This is a genomic window from Maritimimonas sp. 2304DJ26-3 (assembly GCF_056591635.1).
On the sequence record NZ_JBWQOK010000003.1, the window covers coordinates 513,709 to 540,558 of the forward strand.

General features: G+C 31.3%; 17 protein-coding genes. 10 read left to right on the forward strand and 7 right to left on the reverse strand.

The features are described from left to right. The first annotated feature begins 238 nt into the window (after window positions 1-238). A complete protein-coding gene (locus AC1EUV_RS11070; RefSeq protein ID WP_480198771.1) occupies window positions 239-1,099 on the forward strand; it encodes a TolB-like translocation protein in 861 nt (286 codons plus the stop codon). Window positions 1,100-1,419: 320 nt separating this feature from the next. On the opposite strand, the gene AC1EUV_RS11075 is transcribed toward AC1EUV_RS11070, so the two are convergent. From AC1EUV_RS11075 to AC1EUV_RS11100, 6 genes are all read right to left on the reverse strand, one after another. After that, window positions 1,420-2,385 (reverse strand): Gfo/Idh/MocA family protein, encoded by a 966-nt coding sequence (locus AC1EUV_RS11075; protein ID WP_480198772.1) that lies wholly within the window; start codon window positions 2,383-2,385, stop codon window positions 1,420-1,422. Between the two features lie 8 nt (window positions 2,386-2,393). Continuing rightward, window positions 2,394-3,128, reverse strand: a complete 735-nt coding sequence (locus AC1EUV_RS11080) for a phytanoyl-CoA dioxygenase family protein (RefSeq protein ID WP_480198773.1) — start codon at window positions 3,126-3,128, stop codon at window positions 2,394-2,396. A gap of 11 nt (window positions 3,129-3,139) precedes the next feature. Continuing rightward, window positions 3,140-4,237, reverse strand: coding sequence for an acyltransferase family protein (locus tag AC1EUV_RS11085; protein WP_480198774.1), 1,098 nt, complete (start codon window positions 4,235-4,237; stop codon window positions 3,140-3,142). 2 nt (window positions 4,238-4,239) lie between these two features. Further along, window positions 4,240-6,078, reverse strand: a complete 1,839-nt coding sequence (locus tag AC1EUV_RS11090) for a sodium:solute symporter family protein (RefSeq protein ID WP_480198775.1) — start codon at window positions 6,076-6,078, stop codon at window positions 4,240-4,242. Between the two features lie 290 nt (window positions 6,079-6,368). Then, a complete protein-coding gene (locus AC1EUV_RS11095) occupies window positions 6,369-7,082 on the reverse strand; it encodes a LytR/AlgR family response regulator transcription factor (protein ID WP_480198776.1) in 714 nt (237 codons plus the stop codon). After that, complete coding sequence (locus AC1EUV_RS11100) at window positions 7,082-8,104, reverse strand: sensor histidine kinase (RefSeq protein ID WP_480198777.1); 1,023 nt, start codon at window positions 8,102-8,104, stop codon at window positions 7,082-7,084. Before AC1EUV_RS11100 ends, AC1EUV_RS11095 begins: the two co-directional genes overlap by 1 nt. 207 nt (window positions 8,105-8,311) lie before the next feature. Here AC1EUV_RS11100 and AC1EUV_RS11105 point away from each other — a divergent pair, with 207 nt between their 5' ends. The 6 genes from AC1EUV_RS11105 to AC1EUV_RS11130 all read left to right on the forward strand — a co-directional run bounded on the left by AC1EUV_RS11105 (window position 8,312) and on the right by AC1EUV_RS11130 (window position 21,048). Then, window positions 8,312-11,332: a carboxypeptidase-like regulatory domain-containing protein gene (locus AC1EUV_RS11105; protein ID WP_480198778.1), complete on the forward strand. Its 3,021-nt coding sequence runs from the start codon at window positions 8,312-8,314 to the stop codon at window positions 11,330-11,332. A gap of 18 nt (window positions 11,333-11,350) precedes the next feature. Continuing rightward, window positions 11,351-12,946, forward strand: a complete 1,596-nt coding sequence (locus AC1EUV_RS11110; protein WP_480198779.1) for a RagB/SusD family nutrient uptake outer membrane protein — start codon at window positions 11,351-11,353, stop codon at window positions 12,944-12,946. 232 nt (window positions 12,947-13,178) lie between these two features. Further along, entirely contained in the window at window positions 13,179-15,110 is a 1,932-nt protein-coding gene (gene nagB / locus AC1EUV_RS11115) for a glucosamine-6-phosphate deaminase (protein ID WP_480198780.1), read from the forward strand. Window positions 15,111-15,113: 3 nt separating this feature from the next. Continuing rightward, window positions 15,114-17,168: a beta-N-acetylhexosaminidase gene (locus tag AC1EUV_RS11120; protein ID WP_480198781.1), complete on the forward strand. Its 2,055-nt coding sequence runs from the start codon at window positions 15,114-15,116 to the stop codon at window positions 17,166-17,168. 4 nt (window positions 17,169-17,172) lie between these two features. Then, window positions 17,173-17,721, forward strand: a complete 549-nt coding sequence (locus AC1EUV_RS11125; RefSeq protein ID WP_480198782.1) for a LacI family DNA-binding transcriptional regulator — start codon at window positions 17,173-17,175, stop codon at window positions 17,719-17,721. 51 nt (window positions 17,722-17,772) lie between these two features. Further along, window positions 17,773-21,048 (forward strand): VCBS repeat-containing protein, encoded by a 3,276-nt coding sequence (locus AC1EUV_RS11130; RefSeq protein ID WP_480198783.1) that lies wholly within the window; start codon window positions 17,773-17,775, stop codon window positions 21,046-21,048. A 189-nt stretch (window positions 21,049-21,237) separates the two neighbouring features. Here the strand turns inward: AC1EUV_RS11130 and AC1EUV_RS11135 are convergent, their stop codons facing one another. Next, the gene (locus AC1EUV_RS11135; RefSeq protein ID WP_480198784.1) at window positions 21,238-21,876 is read right to left on the reverse strand and encodes a Crp/Fnr family transcriptional regulator; all 639 of its coding nucleotides are present in this window, start codon (window positions 21,874-21,876) and stop codon (window positions 21,238-21,240) included. A gap of 152 nt (window positions 21,877-22,028) precedes the next feature. Between AC1EUV_RS11135 and AC1EUV_RS11140 the strand changes: the two genes are divergently transcribed. From AC1EUV_RS11140 to ccoN, 3 genes are read left to right on the forward strand one after another with little or no spacing between them, the layout of a single operon-like run. Further along, window positions 22,029-24,407 carry a heavy metal translocating P-type ATPase gene (locus tag AC1EUV_RS11140; RefSeq protein WP_480198785.1) on the forward strand — a complete coding sequence of 793 codons (2,379 nt, stop codon included), beginning with the start codon at window positions 22,029-22,031 and terminating at the stop codon, window positions 24,405-24,407. 59 nt (window positions 24,408-24,466) lie between these two features. Beyond that, window positions 24,467-24,646, forward strand: coding sequence for a cbb3-type cytochrome oxidase assembly protein CcoS (gene ccoS / locus AC1EUV_RS11145; RefSeq protein ID WP_480198786.1), 180 nt, complete (start codon window positions 24,467-24,469; stop codon window positions 24,644-24,646). 3 nt (window positions 24,647-24,649) lie between these two features. Next, window positions 24,650-26,845 carry a cytochrome-c oxidase, cbb3-type subunit I gene (gene ccoN / locus AC1EUV_RS11150; RefSeq protein WP_480198787.1) on the forward strand — a complete coding sequence of 732 codons (2,196 nt, stop codon included), beginning with the start codon at window positions 24,650-24,652 and terminating at the stop codon, window positions 26,843-26,845. Window positions 26,846-26,850 lie beyond the last annotated feature (5 nt).

Genomic DNA, 26,850 nt, shown 5'->3' on the forward strand with positions numbered 1-26,850 from the left:
ACATCGATGATAATTGGCGCCTCCATTTTGCTATTCTTTTTTGGATATTAAAAAATTAATACAAACAGCACTTAACATTATATATATCATTTTACCGTTATCGAATATATAAAGATGAATCAAGTAATTCATATATTTACAATAACTCAATAGGGCTAAATTTAAGTGTATACTTGACATTAGAATAATTAAATAAATGAAGAAAATCACAGTTATTATTTTTTTATCACTTTGCCTTATGAGTTGCAAAGAAGAAAAGGTAAGTAGTGAAATGAAGTTTTTAGTGGATGAAATTCCAAATGAAATGCCAATTGAATTTATGAAAGATTTAGTTCCTCCCAATAAATTGATTCATAAAGGAATCTTATCTCCAAACTTAGAAGAATATTACCATACGATTTCAGATATGAACTTTGAGCAATTTGATGTTTTTATGATCAAAAAAGAAAATGGGACATGGTCTAAACCTGAAAAAGCTTTTTTTAATAGTGATTATAGCGACCACGGGATGAGCTTTTCCCCTGCTGGAAGTTCGATCTACTTCAGTTCGACAAGACCTGTTGATATCGATGGAGTTTCACCAACTTGGCATATTTGGAAGTCCGACAAAGTTGAAGGAAGCTGGAATAGTCCTAGGTTTATAGATATTACTAACCTAAGAGATAAATTAGTCTCTCATCCCACGGTTGCAAATTCTGGAAACTTATATTTCCATGTAAGTAATTTGGACTATAGTGAAATGGATATTTATTATTCGAAACAAGAAAATGGTATATTCCATGACGCAGAAAAAGCTTCAATTTCAATGCCTTCCGAAGCTGGTAAATGTACTCCATACATTTCACCGAAAGAAGATTATATAATTTTTGCTTCAATTGGAAATCAGCTCGACTTAATGATAAGTTATAATGACGGAAATGGCGCATGGAGTGATACAAAGAAATTGAGTGATAAAATAAATAATTTTGGGCAAGGAAACCCCTATATAACACCTGATAATAATTTCCTCTTTTTCACAGCTGCCGAACACCCAGAAAAAAGGTGGAAGGTAAATTGGATAAATATTGAATCTGAATTAAAAAATAACAAGCAACAATAATGGCAACAATTACCATAGATCAACTCAAATAGAATTCAAGTTTTTAAAACAGGTGATTTATATTCAAAAAGTCCTTTTAGGTTATAACCCTTAAGTAGTTATATATGAAACGATGTATTACATCAATGCAATTTGAATCAATTAAAAAGTGGGTAATTCGGTGAGTAGGAGAGTTTATATCTTTTAATCACTTATAAATCATATAAATACAGATAAAGTTCTGATCCCTCTTTCTCCGCTAAAACGGCACAAAACCCATCAAATAAAATGATTTGGTCGGTTTTTTATTTTTGATTAATTTTAGATAAATCACACTGTATTTAACTTAAAATTTTATCCATTACCCATGCAGTATGCATTGCAGTTTCTCCTGTTGAAGGGTGTTGTATCATACCGCCTAAATGTTTTTTCATATTTAATATATGATAGTATTGAATATGTTTTGGATTGTCAATATGAATAAAATCTGATTTATCTGCGATTTTTATTTCTATCGGCTTTTCATCAAAAACAGAAAATTCTAATGCACCTTTATTACCAATTATTTCAACAAAATCTTTATTGGTTGCAGCACCAAAATTCCAATAACCAGAGCCTGTTACATTATTTTCATGTAACCATGATGCTGAAATTGAGTCACTTGCTTTATATAATCCCTGTTGATTTACACTACTTCCTTTAGCTTCTTTAATTGAACCTAATAAGTAGGTGAATAGATCTAGCCCATGACTAGCTAGATCATCAAAATAGCCACCAAGAGCTATGTTTGGGTCGGTTCTCCAATTATAATTAGATGAAAAATCTAACGAAAAAGGCTTCGAATACAATGACCAATGAACATGCCTTAGTTCTCCAATTTTAGCTTCCTCTAAAAGCGATTTAATTTTATTAAATCTAGGTAAAGAGCGTCTGTAATATGCAACAAATAGTGGAAGTTGTTTTTTATTAAAAGCATTACAAATAGCTTTACACTCTTCATAACTGGGAGCCATAGGTTTTTCAATACAGCAGATTTTATTTGCATTTGCTATTTTGATTGCATAGTGATAATGGCTATCTGGAGGAGTAGCTATATAGATAGCATTTATATTAGGGTTATTTATTAAATCTTCAGCGTCATTATAGTAAGCTTTTACTTTGTGTCTCTGCGCATAATCTTTAGCCAGCTCTAAGTTTCTTCTCATTACTGCCTCAATTTCAAAACCATCAATTTGTTGATACGCTGGACCGCTTTTAACTTCGGTAACTTTACCGCAACCTATGATTCCCCAACTGATTTTTTTCACAATTGCATTTATAATTTTATGTCTCGATCTCCTGTATGATCATATCCTTTAGAACGTTCTAATTCTATCATTGTTTTTGGGCGATAATTGGTTATTAGTGCCCTTCTATGAGAGTCTGTACTATTTCCTCTACTATAATGAAGCGTATTTCCATGATGAATGACGCAAGACCCAGCTGCTAACTCCACACACACTGAATTGTTTTCATTTCCAATACATTCTAAGGCACCTTTATCACCAACTTGTTTATGAGGTAGGGTTTCTTGTAAGTGCGATTTTGGAGTGTACCACATGCAACCATTATCTTTAAAAGTATTATCTATTGCCGTCCAACAACTAAGAGCTCTTTTATCTGGCATGTTTATCCAATAAGCAGCATCTTGATGCCAAGGTGTTGGGCTGTTAGTCTGTGGAGCTTTATTTATAAGCATATCAAAATCTAGTTCAATATCATTCCCTAATAATGCCTTAGCTATATTCAAGCTACGTTGATGAATTGGTTTAAGCAATAGTTCAGGTAAAACCTTACTCGGAACCATTATTTGTGTGATTTTTTCAATTTTATCTCCAGAATTATTTCCGGACAAATCAGAACGATACCACGAAGCATCAATAATATTATTTAAAAAGTCATTATAGACTTTCTTATAATAATTCATTTCATTCTTATCAATTAAGTTTTCAACTATGAGATAACCCTCATTTCTAAAAAATTCTTTTTGTGTTTTTGTAATAGTTATCATTTTAGAAATAATTAAACTTTAATAAAAATGTTTCGTTTATATAGAAAATATCCTAAGAATAAGTAAAATAAGGTCACAGTAATGGCATATAAAAGCGAGGACAATTTTGCATCAAAAAACGAAAAATTAAAAAAGCTATTATACAACCAAGAATGAACAGTCTCGTTTGAATTTACCTTTATTAAATAAAATACCTTAGCAATAAAGCTAGATAAAAAGTAAATAGTAATTGCATTCATGCCAACTTGCTTAAAAATACCTCCAAATTTTATCTTTTTAATATCTGTTATATAATAGACTAAAGTTAAAATTGATAATGCCCAACCAGTAGCAACTAAAACAAAGCTACTACTCCATATGGCTTTGTTAATTGGAAATTCAATTGCCCACATGTAACCTAAGGCAAGAAAAACTAGTGATAAATACAATAGAGTTAATTCTTTTCTCTTTTTACTTGATGCCAATAACTTTCCAATTAAAATTCCGAAAATTGATGTAGCAATCGTTGGAAAAGTACTCATGAGACCCTCTGGGTCGTAGTCAGTTTTCCACATATGGGGACCTAAAATTTTTGAATCTATATATAACACCCAATTATTTGAAGCTCTTTCAAAAGTTGGTATTATTCCTTCGGGGTTAGGAAAAGGAATATACCCTAAAAATAACCAATATAAAACCAATATAGAAACCGATATTATGAGTAATATCTTCCAATTATACTGTAGAAATAAAATTGCAGAAATGAAAAAGACAATCCCTATTCTTTGAAGAACTCCAGGAATGCGAACAGTTTCTAAATTTGAAAAGAATGGAAAATAGGGTAGAAACCAATTTAAAAGGAATCCCAATCCTACTAATTTTAAACTTCGAATAGTAATCTTTTCAAATGTTTTTTTATCGAGAGTCTTATTTTTGTATGAATAGGAAATGGAGATACCAATAATAAAAATAAAAAAAGGAAAAATAAGGTCTGTTGGTGTTAACCCATGCCATTCCGCATGTAGAAAAGGAGCGTATACATGATTCCAAGTTCCAGGAGTATTTACAAGAATCATAGCAGCGATAGTTAAACCTCTTAATATGTCTACTGACTCTACACGCTGCTTCATTTCTATTCGAAAATGGTAGCTTTTATCTTATTCCACATTCTTGATAGTAAAAAACCAGAAATTATAGCTACCACAGTTAAGGCAATAGCATAATTATAATCCCCATAAATCCAATACCCTGTGGCAAACATAGAACTGTAAATTAAAATCATAGCTAAAATCATAGCTAAAATACCAGAAGGAACACTCCAAGGCTTGGTATCTGTAACAATTTCTTGATTAGCATTTTTAGCATCAGAAATAGTTTTTTTCCATCCTGGGCCGCCTGGTTGAATTTTTTTATAAAAGTCAAATAGTGTTTGATCTTTTTCAGGCTTTGTCATATAAGTTACAGTTAACCAGACAATAGTTGTAATTAAAACTACCATTGGAAATTTAGTATAAGAAGGAAGCATCCCTATAATTTCTATTCCTAGTTCATTATTATGTGTGAATAACCATTCTCCTATTGGAGTAAAACCAAAAATAATTGATACAATTCCAGAGACAAACATTGCAGAAATTTCACTCCAAGCATTAATACGCCACCAAAACCAACGTAAAATAAAAATTAAACCTGTACCAGCACCAAACATAATGATGAATTTAAATAACTGTAAGGCATCTTGTAAGAATAAGGCTAGAAATGCACTTAAAACCATAAGTACCACAGTTGCTAATCGTCCAATAGCTACTAAACGTTTTTCTGATGCATCTGGTTTAATCTGTTGCTTATAAAAATCATTTACTATATAAGACGAACCCCAATTTAGATGTGTAGAAATAGTACTCATATAAGCGGCTACCAAAGATGCAAGCACTAGGCCTAAAAGTCCACTGGGTAACTTCGTGAGCATGGCAGAATAGGCCAAATCATGTCCTAATTTGTCATCTGTTATATTTGGAAAAGCTTCTTGTATACTAGTAATATCTGGAAAGACAACTAATGATGCCAAAGCCACTAATATCCAAGGCCAAGGACGTAATGCGTAATGCATAACGTTGAAAAAGAAAGTTGCGCCAATAGCATGATTTTCATCTTTCGCAGCGAGCATACGCTGCGCAATATATCCTCCTCCACCTGGCTCTGCTCCAGGAAACCAAGAACTCCACCATTGAACAGCAAGTGGTATAATGATTAAAGTTATAAGCATTTCTTTATTATTAAAATCTGGAAATATATTGATCTTATCTACCACATTTGGATGAGTAATTAAATTTTGCACCCCACCAACTTCTGGTAGATTGACACAAAAATATGCTGCTCCAATTGCGCCACCCATTGCTACAAAGAATAATAAAAAATCAGTATATATTACCCCTTTAAAACCACCTAGCGCGCTAAATGTAACTGTAATTAATCCGGCACTAACTACGGTTTGCCATGGCTCTAACCCTAACATAATACTACCAATTTTGATTGCAGCCAAAGTCACTCCAGACATGGCTATAACATTAAAGATGACACCTAGATAAATTGAACGAAACCCTCTTAAAAAACGCGCAGGCTTACCTCCATAACGGATTTCATAAAATTCTATATCTGTAGTTACATTTGACTTACGCCATAATTTTGCATATACAAAAACCGTTAGTAATGCTGTAATTAAAAAAGCCCACCATTCCCAATTACCAGATACACCGTTCTCTCTTACAAGGTTTGTAACAAAATTTGGAGTGTCTGTAGAAAAGGTAGTCGCCACCATTGATACGCCTAGCAACCACCATGGCATACTTCGACCAGAAAGGAAAAATTCTGAAGAATTTTTACCTGACTTTTTAGAAACCCATATTCCTATGAACAGAGTTATTGCGAAAAATGAAATGATAAGTATATAATCTAAAGTACTTAATGATACCATGAAATAGATTTAAGGTTTTGTAATGTAGTAAAATTATTTAGTGTTAAATAAATTATTTCTACGATCGACAATTTTTAGACGTCTAATGTATGATATTTGGGTATAAAAAAATAAACTTATTTAGTTGAGAAATTATTACTTTTATTATGACTTTAAAAATGTTAACTGATTTTTAAATAATGATTTTTATTATAAAATTAAATATAAATTACACAATTTAATAAGAGTAAAAAATCAATTTAAGTTTGTAAATGAAATGGACCTAAATTTTATAGAAATGAAAAGGACAGTTAATGATTTGTATTTAAAATAATTCGTTTCGCTTGATTCAAGTATTTTCTACCTATAGGAATTCGCTTAGAATTTATTTCAACAGAATTTCCTTCAACACTAGTAATTTTGTCTATCGCAATTGTATAAGACCTATGCACTCTTAAAAAGCGGTCATTTGGTAATTCTTCGGTAATACTGGTTAATGATTTATGAGCAAGATAACTTCCAGTTAGTGCGAAGACCTTAATATAATCTTTAAGGCTTTCTATATAGAAAATATCATTATAGACAATCTTAATCAATTTTTTATCCACTTTTAGAAAGAAATAAGAATCTTCATTTGATACTTCAATGTTTTTATTTCCTTTATCTAGATATACCTGTTGGGTAATTTTATTAATAGATTTTAGAAATCGATTGAAAGGTATTGGCTTTACTAAATAATCTAAAACATCTAATTCATAACTCTCAACAGCATATTCTCTATAAGCAGTCGTAATAATAATATTGGGTTTAATTTCGAGAGTTTTAACAAATTCTAATCCATTCATTTTAGACATATTTATATCTAAAAATATCACATCAATATCTTCTTGTTTTAAAGTTTCAATTGATTCAATAGGATTACTAAAAGAAGCAATTAAACTAAAATTATGAAATTCATTCAGATAATTTTTTAGTACTTCTCGTGCTAGAGGTTCGTCATCTATTATTATGCTGTTTATTTTCATTAAATAGGAATACTTAACTCCACAAGATATTTATCGCCAAAGATATTAGTTCTAAGGCTAAAATTGTTATTGTATAATAGCGATAATCTTCGTTTTACATTTTCTATACCTATACCATGCTTAGTTAATACTTCATTTTGGGTATTAAAATTATTTTCGACAATGAATAGGAGTTTGTTATCTTTTTTCTCAAAATTTATATCAACAAATATATCATTATTATTCTTTGCGCCATGTTTAAAACAATTCTCTATAAAAGGTAAAAAAAGTAAAGGGGGTACTTTAATATCATCAATATTACCGTTAATCTGTAAATTAGATTTTATTGAATCACCATATCTAAGTTTTTCTAATTCAAGATAGCTATGTATATAATTTATTTCTTTAGATAGTTTTATTGAAGAATCTTTTGCATCATATAGCACATATTGCATTATTTCTGATAATTTCAAAATTACCTCAGGAGCAATATCAGATTTTTTAATGGTAAGGGCGTATAAATTATTTAAAGTATTAAAGAAAAAGTGAGGTTGAATCTGAGTCTTTAAAAAATTTAATTCTGAGCGTGTTTGTGCTTTTTGCAATTGCTCAATTCTTTTTCTGCCTAAAATCCAATCAGCAGTTATTTTTATTGTTGTTACTACCGCAACATCATATATACCAATTAATAATACAGCAACAATATGATTAAAAGAATATGCCTTTTGAGGAGTTTCAGATTCTGGCCATACATTTTGATTTATTAAATGATATATAAGCTCAGTTCTAATGATATAAAATATAGATAAAACTATAACAAAATTAATTAAATAGCTTATATATTTCTTTTTACTAATGAATTTTGGGAATAAAAAATAAATGTTTACATAGACCAAAATCATACTCATAGTAAAAGTAACTAGATTTGATTTTAATGAATACCAGTAATCTTGATAATAACTTCCCCATCTGATCACATTGAATATAAAATAACTGACCCAGAATATAATGTGATATTTAATAGGTATAGTTTGATTTTTCATTTTAAAAATTGTGTTCAATGTAAATTTAATTAGTCAAATACTTGGGAGTAAAGATAGTATTTAAGATTATTATTTAAAGGATAAGTAGTTACTACGATATAAAATGTCATTCATGGGGAATTTAGTGTTGTTTGCATATTAAATTTTTAATTGTATCTAGATGAGATATACTTTTAGGCGTGATTTAACTAATTAACTAATTTATTTATGAGAAAAATTAAGATACTATTATTTGCAATTTTTTCATTGGTGCTATCAATAAATCTTATGGCACAAGAGAAAAGTGTTTCTGGTACAGTCACTTCGCAATCAGATGGGGCACCATTACCTGGTGTTAGTGTAGTGGTACAAGGTACAAACAGAGGTACACAAACAGACTTTGATGGTAATTATAGCATCAACGCATCTGTAGGAGAAGTGCTGAATTTTTCATTTTTAGGAATGAAAACGGTTTCGGTAACAGTAGGTGAATCTAATACTATTAATGTAGCTCTAGAAGAAGATGCAGCTTCTTTAGACGAGGTGATCGTAACAGCTCTTGGTATTCAAAAATCTAGAAAATCATTAACGTATTCTGCCCAAGATATTAAAGCAGACGAACTAAGTCGAGTTAAGCAAACAAATCCGATTAACAGTTTATCGGGTAAAGTTGCCGGTGTGTCAATCAATAGAAGTGCGTCTGGTTTGGGAGGGTCTGTTAAAGTTACATTAAGAGGTAATAATTCATTGAGAGGGAATCAACCATTGTACGTGGTAGACGGTATTCCTTTGTCAAACCCTACATCTAGTCAACCAACAGATACTTTTGGAGATATTAATGGTGGAAATAGAGATGGAGGCGATGCACTGTCTTTGATAAACCCAGAAGATATAGAATCTTTAACGGTTTTAAAAGGAGCCTCCGCGTCAGCTTTATATGGTAGCTCAGGTCTAAACGGTGTTATACTTATTACTACTAAAAAAGGAAAATCAGGATCTTTTAAAGTTACAGCATCTACAAATTTAACTGTTGATAGTGTTTTAGATGATGCGTTGGTGGATTTTAATGATGAAGCTCAATCTAATGTTGATGATTTTTTCGATAATGGTATTACCAATATAAATTCGGTTTCAATATCAGGAGGAACAGAAAAAGCTCAAACACATTTTTCTTATACAAATGGCTTTAGTTCAGGTATTTTACCAACAAACAAAGTTAATCAACATACAATTAATTTTAGAGAGACTGCTCAACTATTCAACGATAGATTATCAGTGAATGGAAGTGTACTAGCTTCTTCTCAAAAGATCGATAACAGACCAATTTCAGGGTTATATTTTAACCCTCTTGTTGGAGTTTACGGATTTGATACATCGGCAGGGAGATTAGCTGATTATGAGAATTTTGAAGAATTTAATGAAGATAGACTTCTTAATGTACAACGTTGGTTTAGAGGAACATCAGATATTGAGCAAAATCCTTTTTGGATATTAAATAGAAATGTAAGTGAGGATACTAATAAGAAATTATTAACTTCTTTGCACCTTAATTATAAGGTGAATGATTGGTTATCTCTTCAGACTAGAGGAACATATGATGAGTCTCAATTAAGTTTTGAAAGAGAAATATATGCTTCGACTGAAGCAACTTTGGCGCCATTAAATGGTAGATATATTGTCAATAATTTTGATGTTACTCAATTGTATGGCGATATAATGGCGAATATTAACAAAACGTTTAATGATGGTAAGATATCATTAATAGCTAATGTAGGAGCAATTACAACAAGAACTACATCGGAGCGTTTTATTGGTGATTCAGGAACGAATGGCGGTTTGCAATTTGCAAATGTGTTTTCATTTCAAAATTTTCAAGGAAACCCACAAGTAAATTTTACTCAAGTTTCACTAGATAAACGTACAAATTCTTTATTTGCTAGTACAACCATTGGATTTAACGATAATATTTTTATTGATCTTACTGCTAGAAATGATTGGTCATCGGCTCTACCAGATAATAATAACTCATATTTTTATCCTTCAATAGGTGTAACAACAATATTAAGTGACTTATTTAACTTAGGAGATAAAATATCTTACGCTAAATTTAGAGCCTCTTATGCTGAAGTGGGTAATGATGTGCCTGCTAACACATTGTTTCCTAGTAGAAATATTACTTTTGGAGGCGGAGGTGTAAGTGGTTTGAGTAACATAAGACCTTTAAATCCAGAAGATGTAAGACCAGAACAGCAGAGTTCCTTTGAGTTTGGTACTGAATGGAGATTTAAGGATAATCGTTTAGGTATTGAACTAGGCTATTATCGTACGAGTACAATTGATCAATATTTTAATGTTGAAGTTTCTGCTGGTTCAGGTGCTGTTAGACGTGGTGTAAATTCTGGCGATATTGTCAACCAAGGTTTTGAAGGTACTGTATTTGCTATACCGTTACAAACAGATAAATTTAAGTGGACTACTACAGTAAATTTTGCAGCTAATGATAATGAAATAAAAGAGCTTAGTAATCCTAATGATAATGTACAAATAGAGTTTTCAGTATTATCCGCTAAAGGCGTGAATACATTTGCTTCTTATTTGGTTGAAGGAGGTTCTTTTGGTGATATCTATGCTCAAGTAGTGAAAAGAGATGCTAATGGTACACCTGTATTAGATAATGGTGCTTTAATTATCAATGATGAAAATCCTGATAATGTAATAGATGGTCTTGAAAAAGTTGGAAATGCTAACCCTGATTTTACGTTGGGTTGGAATAACTCATTTGAATTAGGAAATTTTACATTGGATTTCTTAGTAGATGGCAAATTCGGTGGTGAAACTGTAGCGCTTACAGAAGCCATTGTTGAAGGTTTGAGTAATAATTCTGCAAGAGAAACTACAAATGGAACTATTGATGTAGTTGACCTGAATGGTAATCCATCTTCAGTTCCTGCTCAACAATATTATGGACTTGCTGGAGGTAGAAATGGCTTTTCTGGTGAGTACGTTTATAGTGCTACAAATGTGCGTTTGGCTGAATTTGCTTTAGGGTATAATTTTAACTTATCAGAAAACTCATTCTTTAAAAGAATTAAAGCTTCTTTAGTAGGGAGTAATTTATTCTTTTTCTATAAAGATGCGCCACATGACCCTAATATTTCTTTAAGTACAGCAGGTGCCTTACAGGGAGTAGATGTATTGGGCTTGCCTTCAACAAGAAGTATAGGTCTTAATGTTAATTTAACTTTTTAAAATTTAAGTATATAAATCATGAAAAGAATTTATAAAAAATTACTGCCTTCATTTATTGCTACATTATTCTTAATAATGTTAAGCACATCTTGTGAAGAAGGATTTGACATTGATCAAGATCCGAGAACGATTACTGATGAACAATTATTGGCAGATTTTCAAAATGTTGGATCTTTATATAAGCCAATTTTTGAAAGTATTTATCAATATGCACCAGCATGGTCATATCAATTACAGCAAAATTTAAATGCTGATGTGTATTCTGGTTATCAAACGAACCCTAGACCATTTATTGCTGGAGCAAATAATACTACTTATTCTTTAGTTGGTGGTTGGAATGGATTTATATGGTCAGTGCCATATTCTAATGTAATGAATAATATTAGTGCTATAAATGAACTTACGGATACTGAAGTACCTTCATTAAATGCTGTTGCATTGATATTAAAAGTGTCAGCAATGCATAGAGTTTCTGATGTTTTTGGTCCTATTGTATATACACAATTTGGCCAATCAGCGACAACAAGTACTTATGATTCACAACAAGAAGTGTATAATGCCTTTTTTGCAGATTTAGATACAGCAGTAAACACTTTAATGGGGGATATTGATGGAGTTCAATTTCAGGCATTTGATTTATCTTATGGTGGAAATTATACACAGTGGGTTAAATTGGCAAATTCACTAAGATTACGTTTGGCTATCAGAATTTCTAAGGTAGATCCTGCAAAAGCTAAAACAGAAGGCGAAAAGGCATTGTCACAATCTTTAGGAGTGATGGAAGCAAACAGTGATGGCTTTTTTGTTAATAGTAGTTTAGATCATCCTTTACAAACAATAGATAATTCTTGGGGAGATATTAGAATGAATGCTTCTATGGAATCTATCTTAGTTGGTTATAATGACCCTAGGGGCAGTGCATACTTTGATCCTTCTGTTGCCACCGGAGATTTAAAAGGAGTAAGAGGTGGTTTACCTTTATTACCAGGTTATGCTGATGAGTTAGCGCAAAAAGCAGATTATATTAATTATTCTGCTCTTAATGATGGTATACATACTTCTAAAGTTCAATTAATGACAGCAGCTGAGGTTAGCTTTTTAAAGGCAGAAGCTGCTTTAAGAGGTTGGGCTGGCGCAGGTGATGCACAAAGCAATTATGAAGAAGGAATTATGAAATCTTTTGATCAACATGGTGCGAGTGGTGCAGCAGCTTATATAGCCGATAACACTTCAACTTTTAATGACTATGTAGACACATTTAATTCAGCAAATAATATAGCTGCAATGAGTGATATTACAATTGCATGGAGTGGCGCTACTACTGACGAAGAAAGACTTGAAAAAATTATTACACAAAAATGGATTGCTATGTTTCCAGAAGGTCAAGAAGCATGGAGTGAGTATAGACGTACAGGATATCCTAAAATTTTCCCAGTAGTTAGTAATCAAAGTGGAGGTACTATAGATACCAATATTCAGATTAGAAGAATTCCATTTGTAGATAATGAATTGGCTACGAATCCAGATGGTGTTGCCAATGCAGTAACTTTACTAAGTGGACCAGACAATGGAGGTACACGTTTATGGTGGGATACTGGAGAATCAAACTTTTAATATTGAGAGTGTTATTAGAATGAATATTTATATGTTTTGTAATATTTGAATTAGTTTAAAAACGGGGAGTTCATTGATACTCCCCGTTTTTTGAAATAATTTTTAAATACAGTTTATTTAGAACAATTAAAATGTAATTGGTTTTTTAGAGAAAGAATAATGCTGTTGGTCGAAATAAATTGAAAACATTAAAACTACCAATTAATTTAGCTAAAATTAAAACAACTATTGAATGAATACTATTGCATTTGATGAAAAAAAAATAGCGTATAGCCCAGCAGGCACATTTGAGGAAACAAGATTTGAAAAAATTCATAATGTCGTTTTTGAGAAATCTAATGAAGCTTCATATATAGTTGCCAAAGAGATTGCCGATCTAATAAAAAATAAGGACGCCAAGAATGAAAATTGTGTTTTAGGCTTAGCAACAGGATCTTCACCTATAAAGGTTTATGAAGAACTAGTTAGAATGCATAAAGAAGAGGGTTTAAGTTTTGCTAATGTAATAACTTTTAATCTAGATGAGTATTACCCAATGGGTCAACAAAATATTCAGAGTTACCATTACTTTATGTATGAGCATTTGTTTGATCATATTGATATTCTACATGAAAATATACATATTCCAGATGGTACAATATCCAATGATGATGTTTACCAATATTGTATAGATTATGAAATGCAAATTAAAGAAGCAGGTGGACTAGATTTTCAGCTTTTGGGTATTGGTAGAACTGGGCACATCGGTTTTAATGAGCCAGGTTCACATTTAAACTCTGGAACTAGAAGTATTACCTTAGATCATATGACAAGAGCAGATGCTTCAACTGCGTTTTTAGGAATAGATAATGTACCTCGAAGGGCAATTACCATGGGTATAGGCACTATTAGAAAAGCTAAAAGAATTGTTCTACTAGCATGGGGTATAAATAAAGCAAAAATAATAAAAGAGACCATAGAGGGCGAAATGTCTTCTGAAGTACCAGCTACTTATTTACAAACGCATCAAAACACAACTTTCATTTTAGATAATGAAGCCTCTTCAGAGTTAACAAGAGTTAAAACACCTTGGTTGGTTTCTTCATGTTTTTGGACAGAAGAGTTGAAGAAAAGAGCTGTTGTAGACCTAAGTGAAAAGTTGAGTAAATCGATATTAAAATTAACAGATAAAGACTATAATGATAATGGGATGTCTAGTTTGTTAACAGAAGAAGGAACTGCTTACGACCTTAATATAAAAATGTTTAATTACTTGCAGCATACAATAACAGGATGGCCAGGAGGGAAGCCTAATGCTAGCGATGAAAAAAGACCAGAAAGAGCAATTCCAGCAAAGAAAAAAGTTATCATTTTTAGTCCGCACCCAGATGATGATGTAATATCTATGGGGGGGACTTTTGATCGTTTGGTAGAGCAAGGGCATGACGTGCATATTGTCTATCAAACATCTGGAAATATTGCTGTTTCAGACGAGGAAGCATTAAAATTTGCTGAGGTGTCTAGCTTGGTTAAGAAAGAAAACTGTGAATCAACAGAAAAAATCATTGAGAGTATAAGATCAAAAAAGAAAAATAGTGTCGATATAATCGAAGTCCGAAAATTAAAAGGTTTAATACGTCGAAGCGAGTCTTTAGCAGCTACACGTTACCTAGGATTGCCAGATGAAAATGTACATTTTTTAAATTTACCTTTTTATGAAACAGGTACTATTAAAAAAAATAAATTGTCTGATGACGACATTGTTATCATGCGCTCAATTATTGAGAAAATAAAACCCCATCAAATTTATGCCGCTGGAGATTTAGCAGATCCTCATGGTACTCATAAAGTATGCTTAGACAGTCTTTTTCTTTCATTAGAAGAACTTAAAGTAAAAGATTTTATGAAAGACTGTTGGGTATGGTTATATAGAGGTGCTTGGCATGAATGGGAAACTTACGAAATCGATATGGCAGTACCTATGAGTCCAGATCAAGTACTAAAAAAGAGGAATGCTATATTTTATCATCAATCTCAAAAAGATGGAGTAATGTTTCAAGGAGATGATTCAAGAGAGTTTTGGGTAAGAGTTGAAGATAGAAATAGATTAACGGCTAAAAAGTATCATAATCTAGGGTTAGCAGATTATGCCGCCATTGAAGCGTTTAAACGATATTATTTTTAATAAATGAAGAAAGCACATTTAGTTTTACTTTTTGTTTGTTTTTCAATCTCTGCATTAGCTCAAGAAGAGTTAATTGAAAAGTATAATTTGATGCCTTGGCCTGAGAGTGTAGAGGATAATGATTATAAATTTTTGATAGATAAAAATTTTACTATAGTAATAAGTGACTTAACTAATAAAAGGATTAATCATGCAACAACTAATTTTTTAAGAAGACTATCAAATAGAACAGGTGTTTTTATTGAAAAAGGATTTGCGGTAACAAATGAAACAGAAAATTCTTACCCTTCTTTAATAATTGATTTTAAAAGGCCTGGAAAATTAATTTTAGGTGAGGATGAATCGTATACGCTAAGCACATTTAATAATCAAATTAAACTGAATTCTAATACGGATATTGGAATACTTAGAGGACTTCAGACTTTATTACAACTTGTAGCATTTGATGATGAGGGTTATTATTTTCCAGGTCTTACAATTAAAGATTCACCAAGATTTGTTTGGAGAGGATTAATGATAGATGTAGCCAGACATTTTCAACCTATAGATGTTTTAAAACGTAATTTAGATGCAATGTCTTATGTTAAAATGAATGTTTTTCATTGGCACTTGACAGATGATCAAGGGTTTAGAGTTGAATCTAAAGTATATCCTAAACTCCATCAACTGGCTTCAGATGGTTTGTATTATACTCAATCTCAAATTAAAGAGATTATAGATTATGCATCTAATTTAGGAATAAGAGTAATTCCCGAATTTGATGTTCCTGGACATGCCTCAGCTATACTTACGGCATATCCTGAATTAGGTAGTAAAGATAATTATGAATACTCAATAGAACGTTATGCTGGTGTTTTTGATCCTACATTAGACCCTACAAAAGAAATCACATATGAATTTTTAGATAATTTATTTAAGGAAGTATCGTCATTATTTCCTGACGAATATTTTCATATTGGTGGCGACGAAAACGAAGGTAAACATTGGGATTCAAATATTAAGATACAAGAGTTTAAAAAGAAAAATAAACTTAAAACTAATCATGATTTACAAACATATTTTAATATTAGACTTGAAAAAATATTAAAAAAATATGATAAAAAATTAATGGGCTGGGATGAGATTATGACCCCAAATATGCCAAAGACTGCTGTCATTCATTCATGGAGAGGCGAGCATGAAGGATTGGGAAAAGGAGGCACCTTAATTGAAGCCGCAAAAAAAGGTTACAATACTGTTTTATCTAATGGTTTTTATATAGATAGGATGCAATCTGTTGTTGATCACTATCTAATAGAACCGATCGGAAATGTAAAGTTATCTAAAGAAGAAGAATCTAGGATATTGGGAGGAGAAGTAACTATGTGGAGCGAATTAGTAACACCATTGACTATTGATTCAAGAATCTGGCCAAGAGCAGCAGCAATAGCAGAGAGATTATGGTCTAATAAAGAAATAAATAATGTTGAAAGTATGTATAAAAGGTTGGGTATTGTCAGTTTTCAACTTGAAGAGTTGGGTATTTCTCATATAAAAAATAAAGATGTGATTTTACGAAATATTACAAATAATCAAGAGGTTAGCTCTTTGGAAGTTTTAAGAAGGATTTGCGAACCATTAAAAATATACTCTAGAAATAAAGGTGGTATAGAATATAAATCATTTTCGCCATTTACTTTATTTGCAGATGCTTGTACTGCAGATGCCCCCGATGCTTTAAGTTTTAAGTTTATTGTAAATAATTATATAAATGAGTCAACAAATAATCATAAGGATAAAATTATTTCATATCTTGATAAATGGATTTTGAGTTATAATAGCTTTAGAACACTAAAGATGAACCCAATTCTCAAAGACTTAAAACCTCATTACGAAAAACTAGCTAATGTCGCAAAGCAAGTAAAACAACTATTAAATTCAGATGTATTGACGAAGCCTGAGCTTTTAAAACTTCAAGGTAACTTAAAGGCTTTAAAAGCTCCTTTTGTTGATGTAGAAATTCAAATTATTAAAGAGATAGAGGAGCTTATAAACTTCTCTAAGAATACTAAAAACTAGGTAAATGACACTTAAAGATATTGCAAGAATTTCTGGATGCTCAATTTCGACAGTTTCAAAAGCATTGAATGATAGCCACGAAATAAGTGAAAAAACAAAGCTTAAAATATCTAAAGTAGTCTCGAAGTATAATTATAAGCCTAATTATTATGCCGCTAATCTTAAAAAGAAACAAAACCTTATTCTCGGAGTACTACTACCAAATTTAAAGGAAGATTATTATTTAAAATTGCTTAATGAAATTATAGAAGAAACAAGTAGATATGGACATCGAGTGATGACATATCAATCTAATAATCAAATATCTAAAGAGAAAAACTATATAGAGCTGTTATCTGATGATTTAATTGATGGGTTAATCTTTTCTCCTGTTGAAGAAGTAAGTTATTTATCAAACGATATTTTTTGTATAGCTCAGAGAAATAATTACCCGGTAAAATTTATTTTTAGAAAACTCAATAATGGAGAAAATTCTTTTGATTCAGGAAAAACCTTGGTTGACGATTTAATTGACAAAATTAAAAAAGGAGAATCTAAATTAATGGTTTTCTAAATTTAAAAATATGGTTTTAGTATGGCGTATCAATTAATTAAACTGAAAATATTGAAACATTTAATAATCAAATACAATATTTATTTAGTACTATTTATTCTTTTCTTATGCTGCCAGAAAAAAAAAGAATCTAAAGAACAAACTCTATTCTCGATTATTGATAAAGAGCACAGTAAAGTAGATTTTATAAATAATGTTAAAGAAGATCTATATTTTAATTTTTTGAATTATCCATATATCTATAATGGAGGAGGTGTAGCTGTGGGTGATATTAATAATGACGGACTAGATGATATTTATTTTACCGCCAATCAGGGGTCTAATAAATTATATTTAAATAAAGGTAGTTTAATATTCGAAGATATTACAAATTCGGCTTCGGTTATTGACGAAGAGGGTTGGTCTACTGGCGTAACGATGGTAGATATAAACAGTGATGGTTGGTTAGATATTTATATTTGTAAATCAGGATCATTGCAGAATCATGAATTAAGAAAAAACAAGCTTTTTATAAATCAACAAGACAATACTTTTAAAGAAGAAGCTGAAAAGTATGGTTTAGATTTTTATGGATTTTCGATACAATCTCACTTCTTTGACATGGATAAGGATGGGGATCTTGATATGTATTTAGTAAATCACAGGGTTGATTTTAGAAATAATATCATTGTTGATACTGAAAGAGATAAGAATATTGAAGATTATGGCTCAGATCAACTCTTTAGAAATGATTTAGGTGAATTTATTAATGTTACCGAGAGTTCTGGTGTGGCTAATAAAGCTTGGGGATTATCGGCCGTAGTAGGAGATTTTAATAATGATAATTGGCCAGATGTTTTTGTGGCAAATGATTTTTATCACCCAGATTATATGTATATCAATAATAAGGATGGCACATTTACAGACCAATCTTTAACAGTTTTCGACCACCTTTCTAATAGTAGTATGGGCTCAGATTACCAAGATATTAATAACGATTTATTACCTGATTTGCTTGTTCTTGATATGTTAGCTGAAGATCATATTAGAGCAAAAAAAAATATGGCTTCCATGAATACAAAAAGCTTTAAAATAATGGTAGAAAACGATTATCATTATCAATATATGGCTAATGTTTTGCAATTAAATAATGGAGATGGAACATACAGTGAAATAGGTCAATTGGCAAGGGTTTCCAAAACAGATTGGTCATGGGCTTCATTAATTGCAGATTTCGATAATGATGGATTTAAGGATATTTTTATCTCTAACGGAATAGAACATGACCTTTCAAATCAAGATTTTAGAGATCAAATGAGGCGTAATATTATGAATAGAAAAAAAGTTACTCTAGAAGAAGCTATTAATATGATGCCTTCTCATAAATTACAAAATTATCTTTTTAAAAATAATGGAGACTTAACATTTTCAAAAGCATCAGATGAGTGGGGAATCAAAGAGAAGATAAATTCTAACGGTGCGGCTTATAGCGATCTTGATAATGATGGCGATCTAGATTTGATCATAAATAATCAATCAGCTATTGCCAGCATTTACGAAAATCACAGTGCGAACAATACCATTTCGTTTACATTTAAAGGAGATAAAAGTAATCCATATGGCATTGGTACTAAGGTAATTGTTTATAGTGATGGTTTAAGCCAATTTCAGCAGCTATATACAGAAAGAGGTTATCAATCTTCACTTGCACCAAAGCTACATTTTGGAGTTAATAATTCTGCAGCTATAGATAGTGTTTTAGTTGAATGGACAGATGGTTCACACCAAATTTTAAAAAATGTTGAATCAAATAAAATAGTTGAGTTAGAATATACAAATGCAAAAAAATACAATCAAGAAAAGAAAAATAATCAAGAACTTTTTTTTAAAATTAATCCCAAAGATCTAGGGATAACTTATATACAAGATGAAAATTTGTTTAATGATTTCGACTTACAATTGTTGCTACCCCAGAAGCAATCTGAATTTAGTAAGCCTTTAGCAGTTGGAGATGTTAATAATGATGGATTTGATGATTTTTTTGTTGGCAACGCTGCTAACACGAATGCTGCATTATATATACAAAATGCAGATGGAAAATTCATTAGTTCCAATGAAAATCTTTTTGAAAAAGAAAAGAAGTATGAAGATACTGATGCCGCATTTTTAGATGTAGATGGTGATGGTGATTTAGATTTATATGTGACATCTGGAGGATATGAAGTAGAAGTAAATAACGAATTGTTACAAGATCGGCTTTATATTAATCAAGGAAATGGTAATTATACTAAATCATTGTATTTACCTATAATGCTTTCTAATACCTCTTCTATAGCCTTTTCTGATTATGATAATGATGGCGACCAAGATATTTTTGTTGGAGGCAGAGTTATTCATGGAAAATACCCTTTAAATGATAATTCTTTCCTTCTAGAAAATCAAAATGGAAAGTTTATAGATGTTACTGATCAAAAAATTAATAACATAGATAAACTGAGATTAGTAAATGACGCTATTTTTTCTGATTATGATGGTGATGGTGATAAAGATTTAATAGTAGTTGGTGAATGGATGCCTATTACAATTTTCGAGAACCAAAACGGAAAATTTTCAAAAAAAGATATATTAGGATTTGATGATATCAATGGTTGGTATATGACAATCAAAAAGATCGATTTTGATGAAGATGGAGATGAAGATTATCTGGTCGGAAATTGGGGTATGAATAATAAATTTCTACCTACTCAAGAAAAGCCTTTACACATTTATGCAGATTATTTTGATGATAACACTTCCTATGATATGGCTCTTAGTAAAGTGTCAAAATCTGGTGATCTTTTACCAGTTAGAGGAAAAGAATGTTCTTCAGAACAAACTCCATATCTCAATAAGAAAATAGGTACTTACGAAGAGTTTGCCATAGCAACACTGCCCCAAATTTATGGTGAAGACAATCTTAATAATGCTACTCACTATATGACCCATAATTTTAAGACAATCCTTTTAAAGAACTCTGGTGGTGGAGTCTTCGAAACTATTGTATTAACTAATGAAGCACAATTTAGTCCATCTTTGAGTTTTGAGGTTTATGATTTCAATAATGATGGATTTTTAGATATTTTTGGTTTAGGTAATATTTATGAGTCTGAAGTAGAGACTATTAGATACGATGCCTCAAAAGGATACGTACTTTTAAATACTAATAATGATTTTAAATTCCTCAATGATACTTCTTATTTTAATGGAGGTGAAGCAAAAGTTATTAGACAAATAATAATTAATAAGAAACCTCATTTTATAATTTTGAATAAAAGAGATAAGTTGACAATATTAAAGCTTAATATTTGAATAGAATACTTGTTATTTTCTGAATTATTTTTCAGAGCTTAAAATATTATTTCGATCGTGTAAAAGAGTTTTTCTAGTTAATAACAAATGGCTACAAATTGTTATAAATAAAAAGTGAATAATTCGGTGACCTATTTGGGTTTTTTGATGAACTCACCGAATTTGCTATATTAATCTGATTATTAGACTTTAACTAAACCCTGTTGAAATTTTAAGTAATCCGGTTTCATTTAAAAGTTTTATCTTTTTACCATCCGAGATTATTAATTCTTTCTTTTTAAACTCTGATAATAATCTAATTGCAGATTCAGTTGCTGTACCAATAACATTTGCTATTTCTTCTCGTGTTAAAACAATATCGATATAGCCTTCGTCAGTTTCACCAAAAGTTTCTTTTAAAAATAATAGTGTATCTGCAAGACGTTGTTTCACAGTTTTTTGTGCCATTTTAGTAATAGAAGCATTTGCATCTTTAAGATCATGGCAAACAGTCTTCATCATATCCATAGAAAATTTAGGGTTTTCTTTTATAGAATCAAAGATGTCTTTTTTTGGGATATAACAAGCTTCCATATCTTTTAAAGCGGTAACAGTAAGTGTAACAGGTTCTTCACTTAGCACAGATCTATAACCAAGCATGTCTCCTCCTTTTATAAACTTTACAATCTGTTCTTTACCATTTTCACTCAATCTAGAAAGTTTACAAACACCAGCCTTTATGCAGTAAACACCGTTTAGAGTATTTCCTTCTCGAAATAATACATCACCTTTCTTAAAAGACATAGAATCTTTATGATCAGACATCTTCTTTAACTCGTCTTTGGTCAAAGACCTGAGTGTGTTAAATTCTCTAATAATGCACTGCTGGCACTTGCTCATACCTAAAATTGTAGTCTATCAAAGATATTTAATTATATGATAAATATCATGTTTTTTGAGAAGATTATATCTGAATTTTGCCACAGGTAATTGAGTAATGTATGGCTTTAAGTAATTGTTATCACTGTGGTGATGATTGTAATGCTGCTGTAATTCATTTCAACGATAAATTTTTTTGTTGCAATGGATGTAAAACTGTATACGAAATTCTCAATGAGAATGAACTCGGCAGTTATTATGATCTTGAGGAATCTCCAGGTAAGATTCCCGAAGCAATTAAAGGAAAATATGACTATTTAGATAATGAGAAGATTGCTGAAAATCTTTATGATTTTAAGGATGATAATGTTAGTATAATAACGTTTTATATTCCTCACATACATTGTAGTTCATGTATTTGGGTATTAGAGCATTTTAATAAACTGAATTCTGCTGTAAGCTCTTCAATTGTAAATTTTCCTAAAAAAGAGGTAAAATTAGCATTCAATAATAAAGAGACTGCCTTAAAAAAAATTGTAGAATTACTTAGCTCCATAGGTTATGAACCTAATATTAACTTAGGAGATAATTCTTCACAAAAGAAAAATGTAAATAGATCATTATTATACAAATTAGCTGTTGCCGGCTTTGCTTTTGGTAACATTATGCTTTTATCTTTTCCTGAATATTTTCAATCCGATGGTTATTGGTTAGAAAAATACAAACCTTTATTTAGATCAATTATCTTTCTAACATCACTACCAGTGGTGTTTTATGCAGCAAATGATTATTTTATTTCTGCATATAAAGGATTAAAACATAGAATTCTAAATATAGATGTACCAATTGCATTGGGTATTTATGTATTATTTTTAAGAAGTGCTTATGAAATACTTTTTAATGTTGGTCAAGGTTATTTTGATAGCCTAGCTGGGTTTGTGTTCTTTTTATTATTAGGTAAAATATTTCAACAACAAACATATAGTTTTCTGTCTTTTGAACGAGATTATAAATCCTATTTTCCAATTGCAGTTACAAAAATTGAAGGAGACAAATCAGAAAAGAATATTTCAATTTATGATGTAAAAAAAGGCGATCGACTTTTAATACGGAATAATGAATTAATTCCGGTAGACGGTATTCTTATTTCTAAGAATACAGAAATAGATTACAGTTTTGTTACTGGAGAATCTTTACCAGTTAGTAAACAGTCTGGAGATAAAATATATGCTGGTGGAAAGCAACTACTTAAAGCTATAGAAATGGAAGTTTTGCATACCATTTCTCAAAGCTATTTAACTCAACTGTGGAGTAATGATGTATTTAATAAAAACAAAACCAGTCAGATAAAGAACTTAACGGATTCTATTAGTAAGCAATTTACGTTAGCAGTATTAATTATTGCATTTTTTTCTGGAGTATTCTGGTATTTTAAAGACGTTAGTATGGTGACCAATGTTGTTACTGCTGTGCTTATAGTAGCTTGTCCTTGTGCATTAGCACTTTCTGCACCATTTGCTCTAGGAAATATGCTTCGCATTTTCGGTAAGCGAAAAATGTATCTTAAAAATACAGATGTAATTGAGAGTCTTTCTAAAATAGACACTATTATTTTTGATAAAACAGGGACAATTACAACAAATAAAGCTAAAATAGTTTATGAAGGAAATTTACTTACTTACGAAGATAAACAGGCTATTAGTAGTGTTTTAAGGAATTCTAATCATCCATTAAGTAGAAATATATATAATTCTTTAACAGAAATTCATCCTTTAAAAGTAGGATCATTTAAAGAAGAGTTGGGTAAAGGTTTACAAGGTGAAGTAAAAGGATGTCTCATAAAGTTAGGGTCATCTAAATTTGTTAATGCACCACAAGATGTTTCATTGCAAACTAAAGTTTTTGTGAGTATAGACAATAAGGTTATAGGGAAATTTATTTTCGAAAATTCATACAGAGGCTCTTTAAAAGGAGTATTTCAAAAATTAAATAAAAACTATAAGCTAGGGATATTATCTGGCGACAATCAAGGAGAAAAAGAAAAGCTTAAAGAAATATTACCTGAATCAACAGAGTTAGTTTTTGATCAAAAGCCTGAAGACAAGCTAAATTATATCAGAGAGCTACAAAAAAATAGTTCTAAAGTGCTAATGGTTGGTGATGGACTAAATGACGCAGGTGCTTTAAAACAAAGTAATGTTGGCTTGGTAATAGCTGAAGATGTTAACGTGTTTTCACCTGCTTCGGATGGAATCATTGACGCATCAAGGTTTTCTAGCTTATCAAGTTTATTAGAACTATCAAAAGCGACCCTAAAGATTATTAAAGTCAGCTTTGGTATTTCTCTGCTTTACAACTTAATAGGTATGTATTTCGCAATTTCTGGACAGTTATCACCAATAATTGCAGCCATTTTAATGCCTTTAAGTTCAATTACTATTGTAGTTTTTGTAACAGCAGCAACAAATATTACAGCTAATAGAAAAAAACACAAAACATGACAATTGTCATAGTTTAACAACATGAGCACATTTAATTTTGTAACAGAATCAGGTATGGTATGGGTGTTATTTATGTTTTAATAACAGTAAGTCTTGTTATAGCAATTATTTTTTTAACTGCGTTTTTTTTGGCAGTCCGTGGTGGGCAGTATGATGATGCTGTTACACCATCTATACGTATGCTTTTCGAAAACAAATCAACTAAAAAAGAAAATTCAAAACCTTTAGATAAATCATAATTTATGGAAATGCAACAATTCTATTATGACAACAAGATCGTTAAAAATTTCTTGTATGCTACTATTTTATGGGGCTTAGTAGGTATGTCAATTGGGCTACTATTGGCCTTTATGTTTTTGTTCCCAGATATTACTAGCGGAATATCATGGTTAAGCTTTGGTCGTTTGCGCCCATTGCATACCAATGCCGTAATTTTTGCTTTTGTTGGTAATGCCATCTTTGCGGGTGTTTATTATTCTTTGCAACGTTTGTTAAAAGCAAGGATGTATAGTGATTTACTTAGTAAACTCAACTTTTGGGGATGGCAATTAATAATTGTAGCTGCAGCCATAACATTGCCTTTAGGTTATACAACTAGTAAAGAATATGCAGAGTTAGAATGGCCAATTGATATCGCTATTGCTGTTGTTTGGGTGATTTTTGGTATTAATATGATTGGTACTATTTTAAAACGTAGAGAGCGTCATTTATATGTAGCTATCTGGTTTTATTTGGGAACCTTTGTTACCGTTGCAGTACTCCATATTTTCAACAGTTTAGAGCTACCAGTTAATGGTTTAAAAAGTTATTCAGTGTATGCTGGAGTTCAAGACGCATTGGTACAATGGTGGTACGGGCATAATGCGGTTGCATTCTTTTTAACTACGCCATTTCTAGGATTGATGTATTATTTCATTCCAAAAGCAGCAAATAGACCAATTTATTCATATAGATTATCAATTGTACACTTTTGGTCTTTAATATTTATTTATATCTGGGCAGGTCCACATCATTTATTATATACAGCTTTACCAGATTGGGCTCAAAATTTAGGAGTTGTTTTTTCAATAATGCTATTAATGCCTTCTTGGGGTGGTATGATTAATGGATTATTAACGCTCCGAGGTGCTTGGGATAAAGTAAGAACTGACCCTGTTTTAAAATTTATGGTAGTGGCTATTACCGGTTATGGTATGGCAACTTTTGAAGGACCTATGCTATCATTAAAAAGTGTAAATGCAATAGCGCACTTTTCTGATTGGATTATAGCTCACGTACATGTTGGTGCTTTAGCATGGAATGGCTTCTTAACCTTTGGTATGATCTATTGGATGGTGCCTAGAATGTTTAAAACTAAATTATACTCAACAAAATTGGCGAATACACATTTCTGGATAGGTACATTAGGAATCATTCTATATGCATTGCCGATGTATGTAGCAGGTTTTGTCCAAGCTTCTATGTGGAAACAATTTAATCCAGATGGAACGTTGGTATATGGTAACTTCTTAGAAACTGTTACGCAAATTATGCCTATGTATTGGATGCGTGCAATAGGAGGTTCAATGTTTATAGTTGGTGCTTTTATAATGCTTTATAACATTTCTAAAACCATTAGATCTGGTAGTAAAGTAGAAGATGAACATGCTGAAGCTCCAGCTTTAGTCAGAATTAAAAAAGGACGTATTGCCGGTGAAACTTGGCATCATGCTCTAGAACGTAAACCAGTTCAATTGACCCTATTAGCAACGGTGACTATCTTAATTGGCGGTATAGTCCAAATTGTTCCAACAATCATGGTAAAATCTAATATTCCAACAATTACAAGTGTAAAACCATATACACCATTAGAGTTAGAGGGTAGAGATTTATACATTAGAGAAGGTTGTGTAGGTTGTCATTCACAAATGATTCGACCGTTTAGATCTGAGGTTGAGCGTTACGGAGAATATTCTAAGGCTGGTGAATTTGTATATGATCACCCCTTCTTATGGGGTTCCAAGCGTACTGGGCCAGATTTGGCTAGAGAAGGTGGTAAATATTCAGATAGTTGGCATTTAAATCATATGAACGATCCACAAAGTACATCACCAGGTTCTATTATGCCAAATTATCAATGGTTGAGTAAGAATAAGCTAGACATTTCACAAATAGAAAAGAAGATGAAGGTAATGGTAAAATTAGGTGTACCATATTCTCAAGAACAAATAGATAATGCACGGTCAAATATGAAAGAGCAGGCAATAGGTATCGAAAAGAATCTATATCAAGATCCTGCCTTTGCTGAAAGCTACGAAGCTTCTAAAAAAAATGCAGCATCTAGTGGACTTGAGTTTACACCAATGAATGAACGTGAAATAGTAGCTTTAATAGCTTATTTGCAACGACTTGGTACGGATATTAAAGTAAAAGACGAACAGAAAACTGCTCAAAACTAGTATTT

Excerpts from the sequence above, each read along its gene's own strand:
- AC1EUV_RS11090 (WP_480198775.1), bottom strand. The coding sequence starts at position 6,078 with ATGGTATCATTAAGTACTTTAGATTATATACTTATCATTTCATTTTTC.
- nagB (WP_480198780.1), top strand. The coding sequence starts at position 13,179 with ATGAATACTATTGCATTTGATGAAAAAAAAATAGCGTATAGCCCAGCA.
- AC1EUV_RS11110 (WP_480198779.1), top strand. The coding sequence starts at position 11,351 with ATGAAAAGAATTTATAAAAAATTACTGCCTTCATTTATTGCTACATTA.
- ccoS (WP_480198786.1), top strand. The coding sequence starts at position 24,467 with ATGGGTGTTATTTATGTTTTAATAACAGTAAGTCTTGTTATAGCAATT.
- AC1EUV_RS11085 (WP_480198774.1), bottom strand. The coding sequence starts at position 4,237 with ATGAAGCAGCGTGTAGAGTCAGTAGACATATTAAGAGGTTTAACTATC.
- AC1EUV_RS11080 (WP_480198773.1), bottom strand. The coding sequence starts at position 3,128 with ATGATAACTATTACAAAAACACAAAAAGAATTTTTTAGAAATGAGGGT.
- AC1EUV_RS11120 (WP_480198781.1), top strand. The coding sequence starts at position 15,114 with ATGAAGAAAGCACATTTAGTTTTACTTTTTGTTTGTTTTTCAATCTCT.
- AC1EUV_RS11095 (WP_480198776.1), bottom strand. The coding sequence starts at position 7,082 with ATGAAAATAAACAGCATAATAATAGATGACGAACCTCTAGCACGAGAA.
- AC1EUV_RS11105 (WP_480198778.1), top strand. The coding sequence starts at position 8,312 with ATGAGAAAAATTAAGATACTATTATTTGCAATTTTTTCATTGGTGCTA.
- AC1EUV_RS11125 (WP_480198782.1), top strand. The coding sequence starts at position 17,173 with ATGACACTTAAAGATATTGCAAGAATTTCTGGATGCTCAATTTCGACA.
- AC1EUV_RS11140 (WP_480198785.1), top strand. The coding sequence starts at position 22,029 with ATGGCTTTAAGTAATTGTTATCACTGTGGTGATGATTGTAATGCTGCT.
- AC1EUV_RS11100 (WP_480198777.1), bottom strand. The coding sequence starts at position 8,104 with ATGAAAAATCAAACTATACCTATTAAATATCACATTATATTCTGGGTC.
- AC1EUV_RS11070 (WP_480198771.1), top strand. The coding sequence starts at position 239 with ATGAGTTGCAAAGAAGAAAAGGTAAGTAGTGAAATGAAGTTTTTAGTG.
- ccoN (WP_480198787.1), top strand. The coding sequence starts at position 24,650 with ATGGAAATGCAACAATTCTATTATGACAACAAGATCGTTAAAAATTTC.